15 protein-coding genes are annotated in these 15,605 nt (G+C 67.8%); 5 read left to right on the top strand and 10 right to left on the bottom strand.

Annotated elements, in window-relative coordinates; all coding sequences use genetic code 11:
• Positions 1–48: 48 nt before the first annotated feature.
• Positions 49–426, bottom strand: a complete 378-nt coding sequence (locus OG394_RS07850; protein ID WP_328994335.1) for a DUF6766 family protein — start codon at positions 424–426, stop codon at positions 49–51.
• 81 nt (positions 427–507) lie between these two features.
• Between OG394_RS07850 and OG394_RS07845 the strand changes: the two genes are divergently transcribed.
• Both OG394_RS07845 and OG394_RS07840 read left to right on the top strand, forming a co-directional pair.
• Positions 508–933: a low affinity iron permease family protein gene (locus OG394_RS07845; RefSeq protein WP_328994334.1), complete on the top strand. Its 426-nt coding sequence runs from the start codon at positions 508–510 to the stop codon at positions 931–933.
• A gap of 185 nt (positions 934–1,118) precedes the next feature.
• Positions 1,119–1,757: a GAF and ANTAR domain-containing protein gene (locus OG394_RS07840; RefSeq protein WP_328996811.1), complete on the top strand. Its 639-nt coding sequence runs from the start codon at positions 1,119–1,121 to the stop codon at positions 1,755–1,757.
• On the opposite strand, the gene uriH is transcribed toward OG394_RS07840, so the two are convergent.
• Complete coding sequence (gene uriH / locus OG394_RS07835) at positions 1,754–2,698, bottom strand: uridine-preferring nucleoside hydrolase UriH (RefSeq protein WP_328994333.1); 945 nt, start codon at positions 2,696–2,698, stop codon at positions 1,754–1,756. The two genes, OG394_RS07840 and uriH, sit on opposite strands and share 4 nt — an antisense overlap.
• A 38-nt stretch (positions 2,699–2,736) precedes the next feature.
• Positions 2,737–3,336, bottom strand: coding sequence for a DinB family protein (locus tag OG394_RS07830; protein ID WP_328994332.1), 600 nt, complete (start codon positions 3,334–3,336; stop codon positions 2,737–2,739).
• A 99-nt stretch (positions 3,337–3,435) separates the two neighbouring features.
• Between OG394_RS07830 and OG394_RS07825 the strand changes: the two genes are divergently transcribed.
• The gene (locus OG394_RS07825) at positions 3,436–4,455 is read left to right on the top strand and encodes a sigma-70 family RNA polymerase sigma factor (RefSeq protein ID WP_328994331.1); all 1,020 of its coding nucleotides are present in this window, start codon (positions 3,436–3,438) and stop codon (positions 4,453–4,455) included.
• Here the strand turns inward: OG394_RS07825 and OG394_RS07820 are convergent.
• Both OG394_RS07820 and OG394_RS07815 read right to left on the bottom strand, forming a co-directional pair.
• Positions 4,452–5,144 carry a GAF and ANTAR domain-containing protein gene (locus OG394_RS07820; protein ID WP_328994330.1) on the bottom strand — a complete coding sequence of 231 codons (693 nt, stop codon included), beginning with the start codon at positions 5,142–5,144 and terminating at the stop codon, positions 4,452–4,454. The genes OG394_RS07825 and OG394_RS07820 overlap by 4 nt on opposite strands.
• 298 nt (positions 5,145–5,442) lie before the next feature.
• On the bottom strand, positions 5,443–5,577 hold the full coding sequence (locus OG394_RS07815) for a hypothetical protein (RefSeq protein ID WP_328994329.1): 135 nt from the start codon (positions 5,575–5,577) through the stop codon (positions 5,443–5,445).
• A gap of 51 nt (positions 5,578–5,628) precedes the next feature.
• On the opposite strand from OG394_RS07815, the gene OG394_RS07810 reads away from it, so the two are divergent.
• Together OG394_RS07810 and OG394_RS07805 are read left to right on the top strand one after the other, a co-directional pair.
• Entirely contained in the window at positions 5,629–7,632 is a 2,004-nt protein-coding gene (locus OG394_RS07810; protein WP_328994328.1) for a hypothetical protein, read from the top strand.
• Positions 7,633–7,719: 87 nt separating this feature from the next.
• On the top strand, positions 7,720–9,588 hold the full coding sequence (locus OG394_RS07805) for a DUF2207 domain-containing protein (protein WP_328994327.1): 1,869 nt from the start codon (positions 7,720–7,722) through the stop codon (positions 9,586–9,588).
• A 41-nt stretch (positions 9,589–9,629) separates the two neighbouring features.
• Here OG394_RS07805 and OG394_RS07800 read toward each other — a convergent pair whose 3' ends face one another.
• Genes OG394_RS07800 through OG394_RS07780 form a run of 5 tightly spaced genes read right to left on the bottom strand, consistent with a single transcriptional unit; the run spans position 9,630 to position 15,586 of the window.
• Positions 9,630–10,307, bottom strand: a complete 678-nt coding sequence (locus OG394_RS07800) for a class I SAM-dependent methyltransferase (RefSeq protein ID WP_328994325.1) — start codon at positions 10,305–10,307, stop codon at positions 9,630–9,632.
• On the bottom strand, positions 10,300–11,847 hold the full coding sequence (locus OG394_RS07795; protein ID WP_328994323.1) for an ATP-dependent DNA ligase: 1,548 nt from the start codon (positions 11,845–11,847) through the stop codon (positions 10,300–10,302). The genes OG394_RS07800 and OG394_RS07795 overlap by 8 nt, the downstream gene beginning before the upstream one ends.
• A gap of 36 nt (positions 11,848–11,883) precedes the next feature.
• Positions 11,884–12,843, bottom strand: coding sequence for a Dyp-type peroxidase (locus OG394_RS07790; protein ID WP_328994321.1), 960 nt, complete (start codon positions 12,841–12,843; stop codon positions 11,884–11,886).
• Positions 12,840–14,258, bottom strand: coding sequence for a pyridoxal phosphate-dependent decarboxylase family protein (locus tag OG394_RS07785; protein WP_328994320.1), 1,419 nt, complete (start codon positions 14,256–14,258; stop codon positions 12,840–12,842). Before OG394_RS07785 ends, OG394_RS07790 begins: the two co-directional genes overlap by 4 nt.
• Positions 14,255–15,586, bottom strand: a complete 1,332-nt coding sequence (locus OG394_RS07780) for an MFS transporter (RefSeq protein WP_328994319.1) — start codon at positions 15,584–15,586, stop codon at positions 14,255–14,257. Before OG394_RS07780 ends, OG394_RS07785 begins: the two co-directional genes overlap by 4 nt.
• Between the last annotated feature and the right edge of the window lie 19 nt (positions 15,587–15,605).

Below are 15,605 nucleotides of genomic sequence, written 5' to 3'. Positions count from 1 at the left end.
GGGCGGCGCATTTCGCGTCCGATCGTGGTGAGGGGCGCGCGCGGTGGGTTATTGGGGAGGAGGGGTGTCTAGTTTTTTGGAGATTTGGTCGACTTTGGCTTCTAGGCGTTCCAGGTCTTCAGCGTCTACTCGGAAGATGACGTGTTTGGCGCCGAGGAGGAGGATGGCCTGGAAGACGAGTTGGAGCCATTCGCTTTGCCAGTTTTCGAAGGTGCTGGCGAAGAAGTTGGTCAGGTAGTCCGCCCAGACGAACGACTGGCCGTGGTCCTGCTGGTCAGTGCGGAACTCGCTCAGCTGGGTGAAGAACTGGCCCAGCCAGGAGCCCATGAACAGCACGGCCAGCAGGTATACCGCGCCCCAGCGCCGGACGTGGCTGTCGGGCTTGCGGTCCTGCCGGGGGTCCGGCTCGACTTGGTATTTGTTCATGCACTCCCAGTACCCAACTCCCCGTTCGGCATGAAATCGGAACGCGGCGGGCACCTGTTGCTGATGGCAAGGGAGGCCGGAATGAGCACGACGATCAAAGGATCGCGATCGGCGCACATGCCGTCGGATGTGAGTGGGCGGTTGAGCCTGTTCGACCGGTTCGCCAGCGCGGCGTCGAGATTCTTCTCGCGGGCGTGGTTCTTCGCGTTCTGCCTGCTGCTGGTGGTGGTCTGGGCGCCGTCGTACTTCCTCATCGGCACCGTCGACACCTGGCAGCTGATCATCAACACGATCACCACCATCGTCACGTTCTTGATGGTGGCCCTGTTGCAGAACAGCCAGACCCGCGCGGATGCCGCCGTTCAGGACAAGCTGAACGCCGTGGCCGCGGCGCTGGCGGCCCTGATGGACCATTCGGCCGAAGCCGAAGCCGAGTCAGACGAACTACGCGACGCCACCAGCGAACTACGCAAGGCCGTCGGCCTGGAAGAGCGCGAGAGCTCATGAGCGGAGGCCCGGGGTGTGAACGAGCCCGCGCCGGATACTGCCAAGCCCATGAAAAGGCGGGATGGTTGGCCGGAGGGGTATAACCGGGGCAATATGGACGAGTGGATCTCTCCAGTGGCGTCGGTGCGTCTGGGGATGACCTGCGTTCCGATCCGGGCGCGGCGCTCACTTTCGCGGAGCTCGCGATGGAGTTGCACGGAGCGCCGACAGTGACCGATACCGTCGAAGCCGTAGTGGATTTCGCGCTGCAGGCCGTGAACTGCCGGCACGCGGGCGTGGTGCTTGCCGCGCGCGGAGGCCGGGCCGAGATCGGCGCGGTCACCGACTCGGTCCTGGAATCGGTCTTCCAGTGGCAGATCGACTCCGCCGCAGGCCCTTTGATCGAGTCTTTGCGCGCGCAGGAGATCGTCGATGTCGTTGATACCTCGGCGGAGACGCGGTGGCCCGACTGGGCGACGAAGGTCTCCGAGCTCGGCGTCGGCAGCGCCGTACATGTTCCGTTGTGCATCGGTGTGCAGTCCGTGGGCGTGCTCACGTTGTACGGCGAGCAGGCCGGCGGGTTCAGCGCCGATGACCTCGCGGTCGCGCACATCCTGGCGCGGCACGCGTCGGTCGCCGTGGCGGCGGCCCGCCAGGAGGAGACCATGGCCCGCGCGGTTGACGCGCGCAAGCTGGTCGGCCAGGCGATGGGCATCCTGATGATGAAGTTCGACGTGGACGGCGATCGGGCCTTCGCGATCCTGAAGCGCTACTCCCAGGACCACAACCGCAAACTTCGCGACGTGGCCCAAGAGGTCATCGACACCCGCAAACTGCCCGGCTAACTCGGGTCGCCGATGCGTTCCAACGCGTCGATGACCAGATCCCAGAAGCGGGCGTGGTCGAGATCGACCGCGACCTCGGTCGTGCAGCCGGCCGGCGCGGGCGCGCGCAGATCGGCGACGGTCATGCCGAGGGTGAGGGTGCCGTTCAGTTCGACGTCGAGCGGTGCGCGCCGGGTTGTCATGACGGCCGGATCGATCACCCGGGCGACGGCGCACGGATCGTGGACCGGGGGAGCGGTGAAGAACTGGTTCGCCTCGTACGCCTTGGCGAAGAAGTCGATCAGCTCGACCACGAACTTCGCCGGCGCCGTTCCAACAGCCGCAATGCGCTCGACCACTGAGGGGGTCGCGAGAGCCTGATGGGTGAGATCGAGACCGACCATCGTCAACGGCCATGGCTCGTTGATCACGATGTGCGCGGCCTCGGGATCGGCCAGGATGTTGAACTCCGCCTTCGCGCTCCAGTTGCCGGCCGCGTACGCCCCACCCATCAGCACGACCTCGCGAACTCGCCCGACGATGCGCGGTTCCTTGCGCACCGCCAGGGCGATATTCGTCAACGCCGCCGTCGGCACCAGCGTGACCGTGCCGGCTGGTTCGGTCATCAGCGTGTCGATGATCAGGTCCACGGCATGCCGCGGGTCCAGCTCGATCGCCGCCTCGGGCAGCACCGGTCCATCGAGCCCGGACTCGCCGTGGATCGCGCCGGCCGTCTTGATGCCGCGCACCAGCGGCCGGGCACAACCCGCGGCGAACGGCACGTCCGTGATGCCGGCGACTCGCGCCACCGAGAGGGCGTTGCGAGTCACCTTGTCCAGGGTCTGGTTGCCGAACACGGTGGTCACGGCCAGTAGGTCGATTTCGGGACTGCCGTGCGCGAGTAACAGCGCGACGGCGTCATCGTGGCCAGGGTCGCAATCCAGGATGATCTTCTTCGCCATCCACACGACCCTAGCCGCTCAGCGGACCGCGACCCCGCTCAGCGGACCGCCAGCCCGTCAGCCGATCGTGCGGCCTCCTCTAGTTGGCTGTGGTACGACTTCCACCAGCCGGCGTCGGTGGACGGGATGCGGTCGTCGTTCGGCCCTTCGCCGATGCTGTCGTCGATCAGCTCGCGGACGATATCGGCATGACCCGCATGGCGGTGGCACTCGGCGATCAAGTGGGTGAGGACCTGGTGCAGGTTGGCCTCGCTGCCGTTCTCGCCCCACCACGGGATGTGGCAGACCGCGTCGAGCGGGACCGCCTCGATCGTCGCGTCGGCGTGATCCGCGGCCCGGCGATACAGGCCGAGGATGAACTCGCGCGACTCGTCGGCGGTCGCCCACATGTCCGAATTCGGCTCGGCGTCCTCGCGGAACCACGGCAGGAACTCGTCGAAAGGCCGGTCGTACACAATCCCCAGATAGAGCAGTTCGACCGTCGTCAGGTGTTTCACCAGGCCGAGCAGGTTGGTCCCGGTCGAGGTCAACGGCCGGCGTACGTCGTACTCGGAAAGCCCCTCGACCTTCCACAGCAACGCGGCGCGCGCCTTGCGCAAGTAGTGCTGCAGATCGGCCTTCAGGTCTGCCTCGGTCATGGTCTTACCTCCACGCTCGGAACGACTCGGAACGACTTCGGACGACTTCGGAACGTCGTCGCAGGTGAAGACTCCCGGGATCGGGCAGAATCGTCGGTCGTGAGCGAAGTTTCTTCAGAATCACTCGATCTGGCGCTGGCCCGCGCCGGCGATGACGCCGCCTTCGACCGGCTGGTGGCGCCGTTGCGGCGTCAGTTGCACGCTCACTGTTACCGGATGCTCGGCTCGACCCACGACGCCGACGACGCCTTGCAAGACGCGTTGTTGCGCGCGTGGCGGGCGTTACCCCGGTTCGAGGGGCGTAGCTCGTTGCGGTCCTGGCTCTACACCGTTGCCACCCGCACCTGTCTCGACGCGGCCGAGAGCCGTGGACGGCGGGCGATGCCGGTCGACCTCGGGCCATCGAGAGACACCGTCGTGCTCGACCAGGGACCGCTGACCGATGTCGCCTTTCTCGGGCCGTACGCCGATACCGGGCTGACCAATGAGCTGGCAAGCCCGGCCGCGCGGTACGAGCAGCGCGAAGCCGTCGAACTGGCCTTCGTCGCGGCGTTGCAGCACCTCCCGGGCAATCAACGCGCGGCCCTACTGCTGTTCGACGTACTCGGGTTCTCGGCCGCGGAGATCGCCGACACGATGAAGACCTCGACCACCTCGGTGAACTCCGCCCTGTCGAGGGCCCGCAAGGAGATCGCGGACAAGGTGCCCGCCCGCAGCCAGCAGCAGAACCTGCGAACCCTGGGCGATGCCCGGGTGCGCGAAGTGGTCGCCGGGTACGCCGCGGCCCTGGAACAAGGTGATTCCGAGCTGCTGGTCTCGCTGCTCACCGAGGACGTCACCTGGTCGATGCCGCCGATGCCGTACTGGTACGCCGGCGTGACGGCCGTGATGGACCATGCCGTCCACGTGCCGATGACCTGCGGCTCCTGGCGGCATGTCCCGACCACCGCGAACGGTCAGCCCGCGCTGGCGTGCTACCTGCGGCCGGAAGGCGAGAGCGAGTACGCCGCTTGGTCGATCGACATGTTCACGCTTCGCGACGGGCGGATCGCGGCCATCACCTCGTTCATCGGCAAGGAGAACTTCACCATCCTCGGGCTGCCGCCGACAACTGACTAGTGCGGGAGCTTGCGGGTGTCGACGACCTCCTGCGCGACGTCGCGCAGTTTGCGGTTGTTGTCCTGCGAGTAGCGCTTCAGGATCGCGAAGGCCCGATCGCCGTCCACGTCGAACTTCATCATCAGGATGCCCATCGCCTGACCGACCAGCTTGCGCGCGTCGATCGCCTGAACCATCGACGCCTGGTGCCGGGCGGCGGCCACGGCGATTGACGCGTGCCAGGCCAGGATGTGCGCGACCGCCAGGTCATCGTTGCTGAAGGCATCGACCTCGGTGCTGTAGAGGCTGAGCACGCCGACGGTGTGGTCCCCGACCGCCAGTGGCACTTGCAACCCGCTGGCGATACCCATCTCGGCGATCTTGCTGCCCCATTCGGGCCAGCGCTCATCGGCCCGGGTATCGGGGGTGCCGATGTTGATCTGCTCCCGCAACGAGGTGATGAGCGGTCCGTCGCCGGTGTCGATCTGCCACTGGTGGATCGACTCGACGGCCGGATCGGTGACCGCGCCGATCTCCGCGCGGCCCCTGCTGCTGAGGGTCAGGCCGGCATGGGTGCAGTTGACCGCTTGCAGGGCGAATTCGAGCACCGCCTCGACTGTGTCCTCGACGCTCGGCGCGTCATGGAGTTCCAGCGCGAGCTCCGCGAAGGTCTGAGCGGCTAGTGGTTCGGCCGGATCGAAGTGGACCACGGCGGGCTCCCGAGGGTTCAGTCGCGTGGACTGGCCCCTGCAGACTCGTCACGCCGCGCCGAGGGCCAAGTTGGCCCGTGTTTCAGCATGGCACAACTTTGAGCCGTGGCGGAGCACGGATTGATACCTGCCTGCGGCCGGACCCGGCGAACCTCATTCCAGGTTGTCCCGTCTGGCGAGGAAGAGGTCTTTTCGTGGGTGCATTCGGAAGAGCCGTCACGGCAGTGGTGCTGGTCGCCTGTGGTCTGGTGGTGCCGTCCACCACCACCGCGCACGCCCGCCCACCGTGGGTGATCGATCAGGTGCCGGACGGATATCGGGTCCAGTTGCGGCTCGACGCACCCGTGGTGACGCGCGGGTCGTTGCCGTACCTCGCGGTGAACGGCAAGCCGATCGGCCGGGCCGTGGCCTCGCCGGACGGCCGGACTCTCACGGCGATCACCACCGATCGCGTGGTCGCGCGGGCTACGAAAGTGGAACTCGTTTGGTCACACGAGGTCCAAAGCGGCCGTTCGAAGGCCGGTGGTCGTGGTGCGGACTGGTCCAAGGCGAAACAGGGCAAGACGATGGCGGTGGATCCAAGCACAACTCCTGCTACGGCGACGCCGAGGCCACCAGGTACTGGCCGTGTGACGAGGGGCTGAAGCCGATTCCGAGCTATCGCGGGTACGACGATCCCGCGCGGGCCCTGGCCAGTAACGGATACCAGGTCGTTTCGATCAGCGCCAACGGCATCAACGCGCAGGACGGCGACAGCTACGACACCGGTACGCAGGCCCGCGGTGAGCTGGTGCTGGCACACCTCGACCTTTGGCGGAAGTGGTCGACCACCGGCGGCATCCCGTTCGGTACGACGTACGTGGGCAAGGTGGATCTCGGCAACGTCGGGTTGATGGGCCACTCGCGAGGTGGTGAGGGCGTCGTACGGGCCGGGTTGATCAACCTCGAGCGCGGTGCGCCGTACGGCATCCGCGCGGTCCAACCGCTTGCCCCGGTCAACTTTGTCCGATCGGTGCTGCCGGGGGCGGCGATGAACGTGATCCTGCCGTACTGCGATGGCGATGCGCACAACCTGCAAGGTCAGCACTACTTCGACGACGGGCGCTACGCCGCCACCGGGGACCGTGCCGCGCGTTCGACCGTGGTGGCGATCGGGGCCAACCACAACTTCAACACCGAATGGACGCCGGGTACGTCGACCGACAACAGCACCTCCTTCGAGGACTGGGAAGGGGCCGAGAACGATCAGCCGTGCGGCGCGAAATCGCCACAGCGGTTGTCGGCAACCGAGCAGCTGGCCGTCGGTCGTGCGTACATCGCCGGGTTCTTCCGGATCGAACTCGGTGGCGAGAAGGCGTTGCTGCCGTTGCTGGACGGCTCGAACGCGAAGCCCGCCTCGGTCGGCCGGGCGATCACGCGAGTCACTGCTCAGGCGGCGACGCGGTACGACCTGAATCGGCTCGACGCTCCGCTGCCCGCCGATGCGATTCGCGGCAGCGTGACGGCTCGGGCGTGTGCGGGGATGGCGTGTGTGGCGAGCGATCTGGTGTTGCGCTATCCGCATTGGGATGTGGCGGCCCTCGCGCCGCTCGCGCCCATTCCGGCGGTGACGCGGTTGGCGTGGTCACGTCGCGATGGTGTGGTGCGGTTCGAGCTGGCGGCGTTGCGTGGGGTGGATCTTGCCGACGTTCGGACGGTGGAGTTCCGTACGGATCGGGTCGCGGCCGGATCGGCGTACGTCTCGGATCTCGCCTTCTCGAAGCCGGGCGTCGGGTCGACGGGTCCGATCGCCTTGCCGACGCTGTCGGTCAGCGATGCGCCCGAGATCGTCGAGGGGGATAGCGGCACGAAGTCGGTCGGCTTCACAGTCTCGATGTCCCGGCCGTCGACGGTGCCGGTGAGCGTGAACGCAGAGACCGTTTGGTACCGGAGCGGCGAGGGCAACGTGGTGCCGCGAAGGCTGCAGCGGATCGTGTTCGAGCCCGGCCAGACCCGGCTGAAGGTCGAGGTGCCGGTGCATGCGAACACGCGGGATGGTTGGGATGTGTCGTTCGGGATGGTGCTGTCCGGTGCGCACGACGCGGTGGTGACCGACGCGGCCGGCGTGGGCAAGGTGCTGGACGACGACCCGGAACCGGTGCTGACGATCGGAGACGGCGAAGGAACCGAAGGCGGCACGATTCGCTTCCCGATGAAGTTGTCGGCGCCGAGCGACAAGGTCTGGTGGTTCGAAGGCGAGTTCGTGAACGGTACGGCCGAGTTGGGCAAGGACTTCCGGAGTTCGATGAGCCCGCCGAGCGATCCGCCGTACCCGGTGGACCAAGGGGAGATCGCGCTCGGCCAGACGGTGGGTTGGCTGGCGGTGCCGGCGATCGCGGACGGCCTGGACGAGCCGGATGAGCGGTTCCAGGTCAAGGTCACGAGCTCGAGTGGCGATACACCGAAGCTGCCGTTGACCCTGACCGGGGTGATCCACGACGCGTCGTGACCCGCCGTGGTTCCCACCTGAGGGCTGCAGGTACCTGCAACGGGCGGATCGCCGATCGTGATCCTGGTCGCCACTTACAGTGACGGCGTGCTGCATGTGACGGAGACGATTGTCTATCGGTTCGGCAAGGCAGACCCGCATGGCATTTTCCGCGACCTGCTGGTGCGCGAGCCGTATGTGGACGATCTGAGCAAGGACCAGCTCTATCGCGTGACCGGCGTCCAGGTCTCGAGCCCCTCCGGCGCGAACGCCGAGGTGAGCGAGGAACCACTCGATCTCGACCAGGGGCTCGGACGCCAGGTCGGCCTGCGGCTCCGGATCGGCTCGGCGGATGAGACCGTCAGCGGCCCGACCGCGACGTACGTCATCAAGTACCGGGTGACGGGAGCGCTGCGGCACTTCAAGGACCACAGCGAGGTGTATTGGGACGCCACCGGCTCCCGGTGGAGCGGGCCGATGAGCAAGATCGGCGTGACGCTCCAGGTGCCGGGTGGAGTGACGAAGGTCGACTGCTGGGCCGCTCCGGGCAAGAGTAAAACGCGGTGTGCGAGTCGCGCGGTCAAGGCTGGGAAGGGCGTCTTCTCGCACCCGTCGCTGCCGCGGGGGAGTCAGCTGACGTACGTCGCGGCGATCAAGCCGGGCCTGGTCCGCAACGACAAGCCGGTGCTCGAGGAGGCTGCGGATAGCGGCGTTGAGCCGACTAGTGATCCGACGGACTATCCCGGTGGTGACTACCCGTACCCGACCGATAGTGGGCCCTGGGAAGAGGAGCCGATGAAGGACGGCGCGTCGGCCGGTGTGCTGGTCGCGGCCGGGGCGGTGGGCCTGCTGGTGCCGGTGGGCGCGATCGCGCGGACGCGTACGTCGCGTCGGGACAAGCGGTATGCCGAGCTGCCGCCGGGTACGACTGGCTTGGCAGGCGCTGTGGTCGGCCCGAACACGTTGCGGGATAACCAGATTCCGGTCGCGTATTCGCCGCCGCCGATCGCGGTGGCCGAGGCGGGCTTCCTGCTCGACGGCGAACTCACGACGGTCGAGACGGCCGCAACGTTGGTCGATCTGGCGGTGCGAGGCGCCGTTCGGATCGAGGGCGGCACGGACAGGTCCACGACGACCGTAGTTCTGCTCGATCCTGCGCTGACGAAACACCCGCATGAGCGGGAGCTGCTGAACGCGTTGTTCCAGCCGCTCCAGGCGGGGGAGAGCCGCACGCTGCGACGCGGTGACGGCAGTATGGCGACGGCGCACGGAAGGCTGGTCGACCACGTACGGCACCAGGTGTACAAGCACGCCTGGTACGAGCGGATGCCGTCGACCTCCGGTGGCGGTCTCGGACTGGCGATCGGCCTCGGCGGGGTCGGGCTCATTCTTGGCTTCATCGTCGGCAACGGCACCAGGCATTTCGTGGACGGCGTACTGGTGGCCGGCGCGATGCTGGTCGCCGGTATCAGCCTGAACGTGATGAGCAACGCGCGGGCCAAGGGCTGTCGATCGGCCGCCGGGCGTGCGATGACCGACCAGGTGCTCGGGTTCAAGACGTACCTCGCGACGGCCGAGGCGGACCAGCTGCGGTTCGAGGAGGGCGAGGACATCTTCAGCCGGTACTTGCCTTGGGCAATCGCCTTCGGCCTGGCCGATCGCTGGCAGGAGGTCTGCGCCGAGCTCGTCGCGGCCGGCCGGATCCCGGCGACGGCCGACTGGTACGACGGGCCGTCGTACTTCGACACCTCCTTTACGACGGTTCTGCTCGCGCAGCAGTTGAGCTTGTCGTTCACCCCGCCGGCGCCGCCACCGACCGAGTCTTCGTCCGGCTCGAGCTGGTTCTCGGGCGGCGGCAGCTCGGGCTTCGGCGGAGGTGGCGGCAGTTCGTCCGGCTTCAGCAGCGGCTTCGACTCCAGCTCCGGCGGTGGTTCCGCGGGCGACGGCGGTGGAGGTGGTGGCGGCGGGTCCTGGTGATCAGGTCTCGCGGACGGTGATCGCCATCGTCGGCAGCTCGATCAGCGGGTGAACAACGCTCGCCAGCGGTAGGAACCGGGCGCGGTCGGATGGGGCAGCCGCTCGAGCTCGACCTGGCGGACGCCATCGGTGGCGAAGGCCTCCACACTCGCCCGGCTGAGCGGCCACGGCGGACCGTCGACCGGTTGAACGGGCTCATCCCGGGCGGACGCGATCACGAGCAACGAGCCGCCCGGCGCGAGTTGGGCCGACACGTTGGCCGTCGCCGCGGGCTGAAGGTCCTCCGGCAAGGACTGCACGGTATAGATCTCGACGATGAAGTCGAACGACTGACGCCACTCGGCCGGCGGATTCAGCAGATCCGCGACCTGGTAGTGCACCGGCGAGTCGGGATGGGCCGCACGGACCGCCTCGATCGCGGCCGGAGAAATGTCGAAGGCCGTCGTCTCGAAGCCGAGGCTGCCGACGAACTCGGCATCCCAGCCGGGACCGGTGCCGACGACCAGCGCCCGTTCGCCGGTGGGCCGAACCTTCTCGATCCACTCGACCAGGGCGGGATTCGGCCCACCGCGATCCCACGGCACCACGGCCTCGCCCTGCCCGGCCGCGACGTACAGCCGGTCGAACCAGCCGGTCGGATCGTTCGCCTCGCGCGCGGCCGCGGCCAGTCGGTTCGCGTCGCGCTCCCGATCGGGCTCGAGTTGCTGGTTCTCAGTCATCTGCTTGCTCCGGTTGATGGAGGGCGCGGACAGCCCGCACGGCTTGCACGGTGTCGGCCTCGGCGGGGGTCTTGTCGTCGCGGTAGCGCAGCACGCGGGCGAAGCGCAGCGCCATGCCGCCCGGATAACGCGTCGAGTTCTGGACGCCGTCGAAGGCGATCTCGACCACCACCTCAGGCCGCACGAACACGGTATAGGCGTCGCGGCTCAGCTCGATCGACTGGAACTTCTCCGTCTGCCACGCCAGCAGCTCGTCGGTCATGCCCTTGAAGGTCTTGCCGAGCATGACGAATTCGCCGGTCTCCTCGTCGCGCGCACCCAGATGGATGTTCGACAGTTTGCCCTGGCGCCTGCCATGTCCCCACTCGGCCGCGAGCACGACCAGATCGAGGGTGTGGGTCTGTTTCACCTTCACCCAGCCGGCGCCACGGCGACCAGCCTCATACGCGACGCCGAGCGACTTGACCATCACCCCTTCGTGGCCGCGCTGGACCGCATCCTCGAAGAAGGCCTGGCCGGCAACCGGATCCTCGGTGACAAAGCGGGGGATCCGGCTGGCCTCGGGCACCAGCGTGCTCAACCACTCGTGCCGCTCGGCGCCGTCGAGCCCCAGCAGGTCGTGTCCGTCGATGTGCAGGATGTCGAAGAAGTACGGCGTGAGGGGCACGCTGTCGGGACCAGTCGCGGCCTTGGTCGCCGTACGTGAGCCGGTGACCTGGAAGACCTCGGGCCGGCCATCCGCCCGGAGCGCGATCAGCTCGCCGTCGAGCACGACCTGCTCGCACTTGAGCGCGAGCACGGCCGAAACCACCTCCGGCACGCGAGTGGTGATGTCGTCCAACGTGCGGGTGAAAACCGTGACCTGCGAGCCATCCCGATGGGCCTGGATGCGGATGCCGTCGAGCTTCCACTCGATCGCCGCGGGCACACCCGTCTTGGCCATCGCGTCCGCGACCGTCGTGGCCGACTGGGCGAGCATCGGCTGCACGCCACGCCCGACCACCAGCCCGAACTGGTCGAGACCGGCCTCGCCCTCGGTCAGCACCGCGACGGCCACCGGCGCGGCCGCACCGCGCAACATCGTGGCGGCCCGGATCTTCTCCAGCGGAATACCCGTGGCCTTGCCGACGGCATCGGCCATCACGCCGTCGAGCGCGCCTTGGCGTAACTCGCCGCTGACCAAGAGCCGCAGGAAACGTTGCTCCTCGGCCGTGGCCTGCCCGAACAACGCGTCGACCGCCTCCCGCCGCTTGGCCTGCGAACCCGCTCCGGCCATCGCGGCCAACGCGGCAAAGGCGGCGTCCACCTGCTCGATCGTGAGCGCAGGGGAAACGGCCGGCTCCGGTGCGTCCGCCAACGTCCGCCAGCCCACGCCGGTACGTCGTTGGCGCAGCTCGCCGGACAGGTACGTCACGACGATCTCGGTCTCGACCGGGTCGGTCGCGGTGGTGAGCAGCGTCGCGATCAGATCGGCCTTCGCGCGGCGCGACCGCGTCTGGCTGAGCGCCGTCGAGGTGGCCACCACATCCGCAAGCAACATGAACCCAGTCTGTAGCACGCCACCGACAATTCCGGGTCAGCCCTCGGGCGGCCCGGGCAGGTCGTCGAGCAAGGCGGCGGACGGGGTGAAGAACAGCGTTCCCGTGACCGCGCGGGAGAAGTCGAGGATGCGGTCGTGGTTGCCCTCGGGCTCACCGATGAACATCCGGCGCAGCATCAACTCGGTCACCGCGGGTGTACGGGCGTAACCGATGAAGTAGGTGCCGAACTCCTTCGTCCCGATCGTGCCGAATGGCATGTTGTCGCGCAGGATCGCCAGCTCGTTGCCGTCCTCGTCCTCCACCACGGTGAGGGCGACGTGGGCGTTCGACGGCTTCTTCTCGTCCGGGAGCTCGATGTCGTCCAGCTTGGTCCGGCCGACGACTCGCTCCTGTTCCTCGACGGTCAACTCGTTCCACGCTTCGAGGTCGTGCAGGTACTTCTGCACGATCACGTAGCTTCCGCCGGCGAATTCCGAGTCCTCCGAGCCGATCAGCACGGCCGCCTCCGCCTCGACGCCGACCGGGTTCTCGGTGCCGTCCACGAAGCCGAGCAGGTCGCGCATCTCGAAGTACTTGAAGCCGTGCACCTCGTCGATCACGGTCAGCGCCGAACCGGCCTTCTTCATGATCTGCCCGGCCAATTCGAAGCACAGGTCCTGCTGAGCCGCGCGGATATGGAACAACAGATCTCCAGGCGTCGACACCGCCCGATGCGTGGCGCCGTTGAGCTCGATGAACGGGTGCAGCCCGGCGGGCCGCGGCCCGGCGAAAAGGCGATCCCACGCGTCCGACCCGATGCTCGTCACGCAGGAGAGCTGCCCCGACGGCACCCGGAAGCCCACCGAACGAACCAGCCCGCCGACGTCTTCGAGGATCTCCCGGGCCATCGGCTCGCCGCCCGGCTCGATCCGCACGACCAGGAAGATGGCCGAACCGCTCAGTGGCGTCAGCACCGACTGCGGCAACACGGGGGTGCTGGCGTATGGCTCGGTCATACCGGACTCTCCTCAGCGGTTTCGGGACGCATCAGCCGGTCCAGGAAGGCGACCAGCAGGGCCTCCCGCAACCGAGGTGGTGCGACGTTCAGCAGGGCGTTCACCGGTGCCATCCGATCAGGCAGCGCATTGGCGGCACCCAGCCCCGCCAATTCCAGCAGGCCGTCGAACGCGGCGTCATCGAGGGTCGCCGGATCGATCGCCGCGGCCGCCGCCGCCAACTCGGCCGCCACTCGCACCGGCCCGGCCGAACGCGCCGCCTCCACCGAGGCGACCAGCGCGGCCACGAGTTCGTCGTACCGCGTGGCCGTCGCAGCGCTGACGCTGAAGTGCAACGAAGGCGGCTCGCCACGGAACGCCAGTTGCGGCTGCACGAACCACCCGCGCTCGGCCAACTCGTCCGCGATGGTGAAGACGTCGGCCCGCTCGTCCGCCCGTACGGCGAAGAGGGTCGTCGCGGGCTCGGCCAATAACGTCAGGCCGTCGATTTCGCTCACCGCGTCCGCCAGACGACGGGTGGTGGCGACGGCGGTCGCGGCCAAGCGGCGGTATCCGTCGTCGCCGATGTGCTGGATGACGGCCCAGGCCGCGGCGAGTGGTGCGCCGGATTTCGTCGACTGGGTCGTCGCGTTGAGCATCGTGTAACCCGGCCAGTCCGCATGCGCGAAGAACTGAGGCCGTCGCAACGCGGGCGTCCGATGCAACAGGATCGACGCGCCTTTCGGGGTGTACGCGTATTTGTGCAGGTCGACCGAAACGCTCGTCACCCCTGGCACCGCGAAGTCGAACGCGGGGGAGTCGTCCAGATACGGCAACACCCACCCGCCGATACACGCGTCCACGTGACACCGGATGTCCCGGGCGTTGGCCGCGGCGGCGATGGCCGGGATGGGGTCGACGACACCATGCGCGTACGACGGGGCGCTGGCGACGACCAGCACGGTCGTGGCGTCAAACGCCGCCGCCATCGCGTCCGGGTCGGCTCGGAAGGTGGCGGGATCGACGTCCACCAGGACGGCCCGGACGCCGAAATAGTGGGCCGCCTTGTGGAAGGCGGCATGCGCGGTGGACGGCAACACCATGCTGGGATTCGCGATGTCGGGCCGGGAATCGCGAGCCGTCTGGACCGCCAGCAGGATCGACTCGGTCCCGCCGGACGTGACCGTGCCAACCGTCGTACCAGGGCCGTGGAGAAGGCGAGTGGCGTGCGCGATGAGGTCGTTCTCCAGTTTGCGCAGACTCGGGAAGACCGTCGGATCGAGGCCATTCGTGGAGCCGTACATCGCCAGGGCCTGGCGGCCGATCTCGTCGGCTTCCGCGAGGCCGGAATCGTAGACATACGCAAGCGTGCTGCCACCATGCGTCGGCAGATCGCCCGCCTGGAGGGCCTGGAGTCTCGCCAGTACGTCGTTCATCGCGCCTCCACGGATTGGACCTCGCCGGCGTTGAGGCGATAACGGCTGAGGGAGAACAGGCTGACGAGGATAAGCGCGGCCGGAACCAGGGAGACGCCGAGCACGATCGCGGTCAGCGCCGAGCCGGGCTGAACGGCCTGGTCACCGGTCGACGACACATAACCCCCGAACTGCAGGACCAACGCGAACAACCCAGGCCCAAGCGCGAGGCCGAGGGTCTCCCCAGCAGTCCAGATGCCGGTGAATACGCCCGCGCGACGCATGCCACTGCGGGCCGTATCCACCGCGGCCACGTCGGGCAACATCGCCATCGGGAATACCTGTGCGCCGGTGAAGCCGATGCCCACCAATGCCGTCGAGAGGTAGACCACGGCGACGGGCACGGCCTGCGCGGCGGCAAGACCGGCCGCGCCGAGTGCGAGCAGAACGGACGCGGCGACGTACCCCGTCTTCTTGCCGAAGCGCGCACCGATGGCCTGCCAAATCGGGCTGACCAACAGCGCTGGACCGACGACGCAGAGGAACAACACGGTCGAGGCGCTGCTGTCGCCCAGGATGTACCTCGCGAGGTAGTCGATACCCGCGAGCATGCCGCCGGTCGCGAGGGCTTGCAGCATGAACGTCAGCAACAACCGCCGGAAGTCGGCCTCCTGCGCGACGACCCGCAACTGCTCCCGCAATGACCCGGCCGTCTCGGCAGGCGGACCGATCGGCGCCTTGCGGGTGCCGAGGTAGGCGCCGACCGTGCCGATCAGCAGGAGCCCCGCGACGGTCAGCCCCATCACGCGATAGCCGTCGCGACCGCCAAGGGCGTCCCGGATGGCAGGCGCACTTCCGCCGCTGATGAGGATGGCCAGCGTCAGTACGGCGACGCGCCAGGCCATCAACCGAGTCCGCTCGCCATAGTCGTCGGTGATCTCGGCGGGCATCGCGACGTACGGCACTTGGAAGAACGCATACGCGGTCGCGCAAGCGAGGAACGCGACCAGCACCCAGGCGCCATCGATGACCTTCGAACCGAGATCCGGAGCCGCGAAGAGCAAGGCGAAACAGACGGCCAGGGCGACGCCGCCGCGCAACAGGAACGGGCGACGCGGCCCGAGCGGCGAGACGTGCCGATCGCTGATCCGGCCGGCAATGGGATTGAGCACCACGTCGAGGGCCTTGGGCAGCAGCACGATCGCACCGGCCAGGAAGGCCGCGATCCCCAAGGTGTCGGTCAGATACGGCAACAACAACAGACCTGGCACGGTCCCGAACGAGCCGGTCGCGACCGACCCCAGGGCATAGCCGATCCGCACCTGGCGGGGGAGCGCATGCGTCGACATGCGGAGAGCTTGCCAGACC

Origin of the sequence: Kribbella sp. NBC_01245 (assembly GCF_036226525.1) — a bacterium.
Classification (GTDB): domain Bacteria; phylum Actinomycetota; class Actinomycetes; order Propionibacteriales; family Kribbellaceae; genus Kribbella.
The sequence above is the reverse complement of the archived record's forward strand: the minus strand, read 5'-3'. Positions and strand labels throughout refer to the sequence as shown.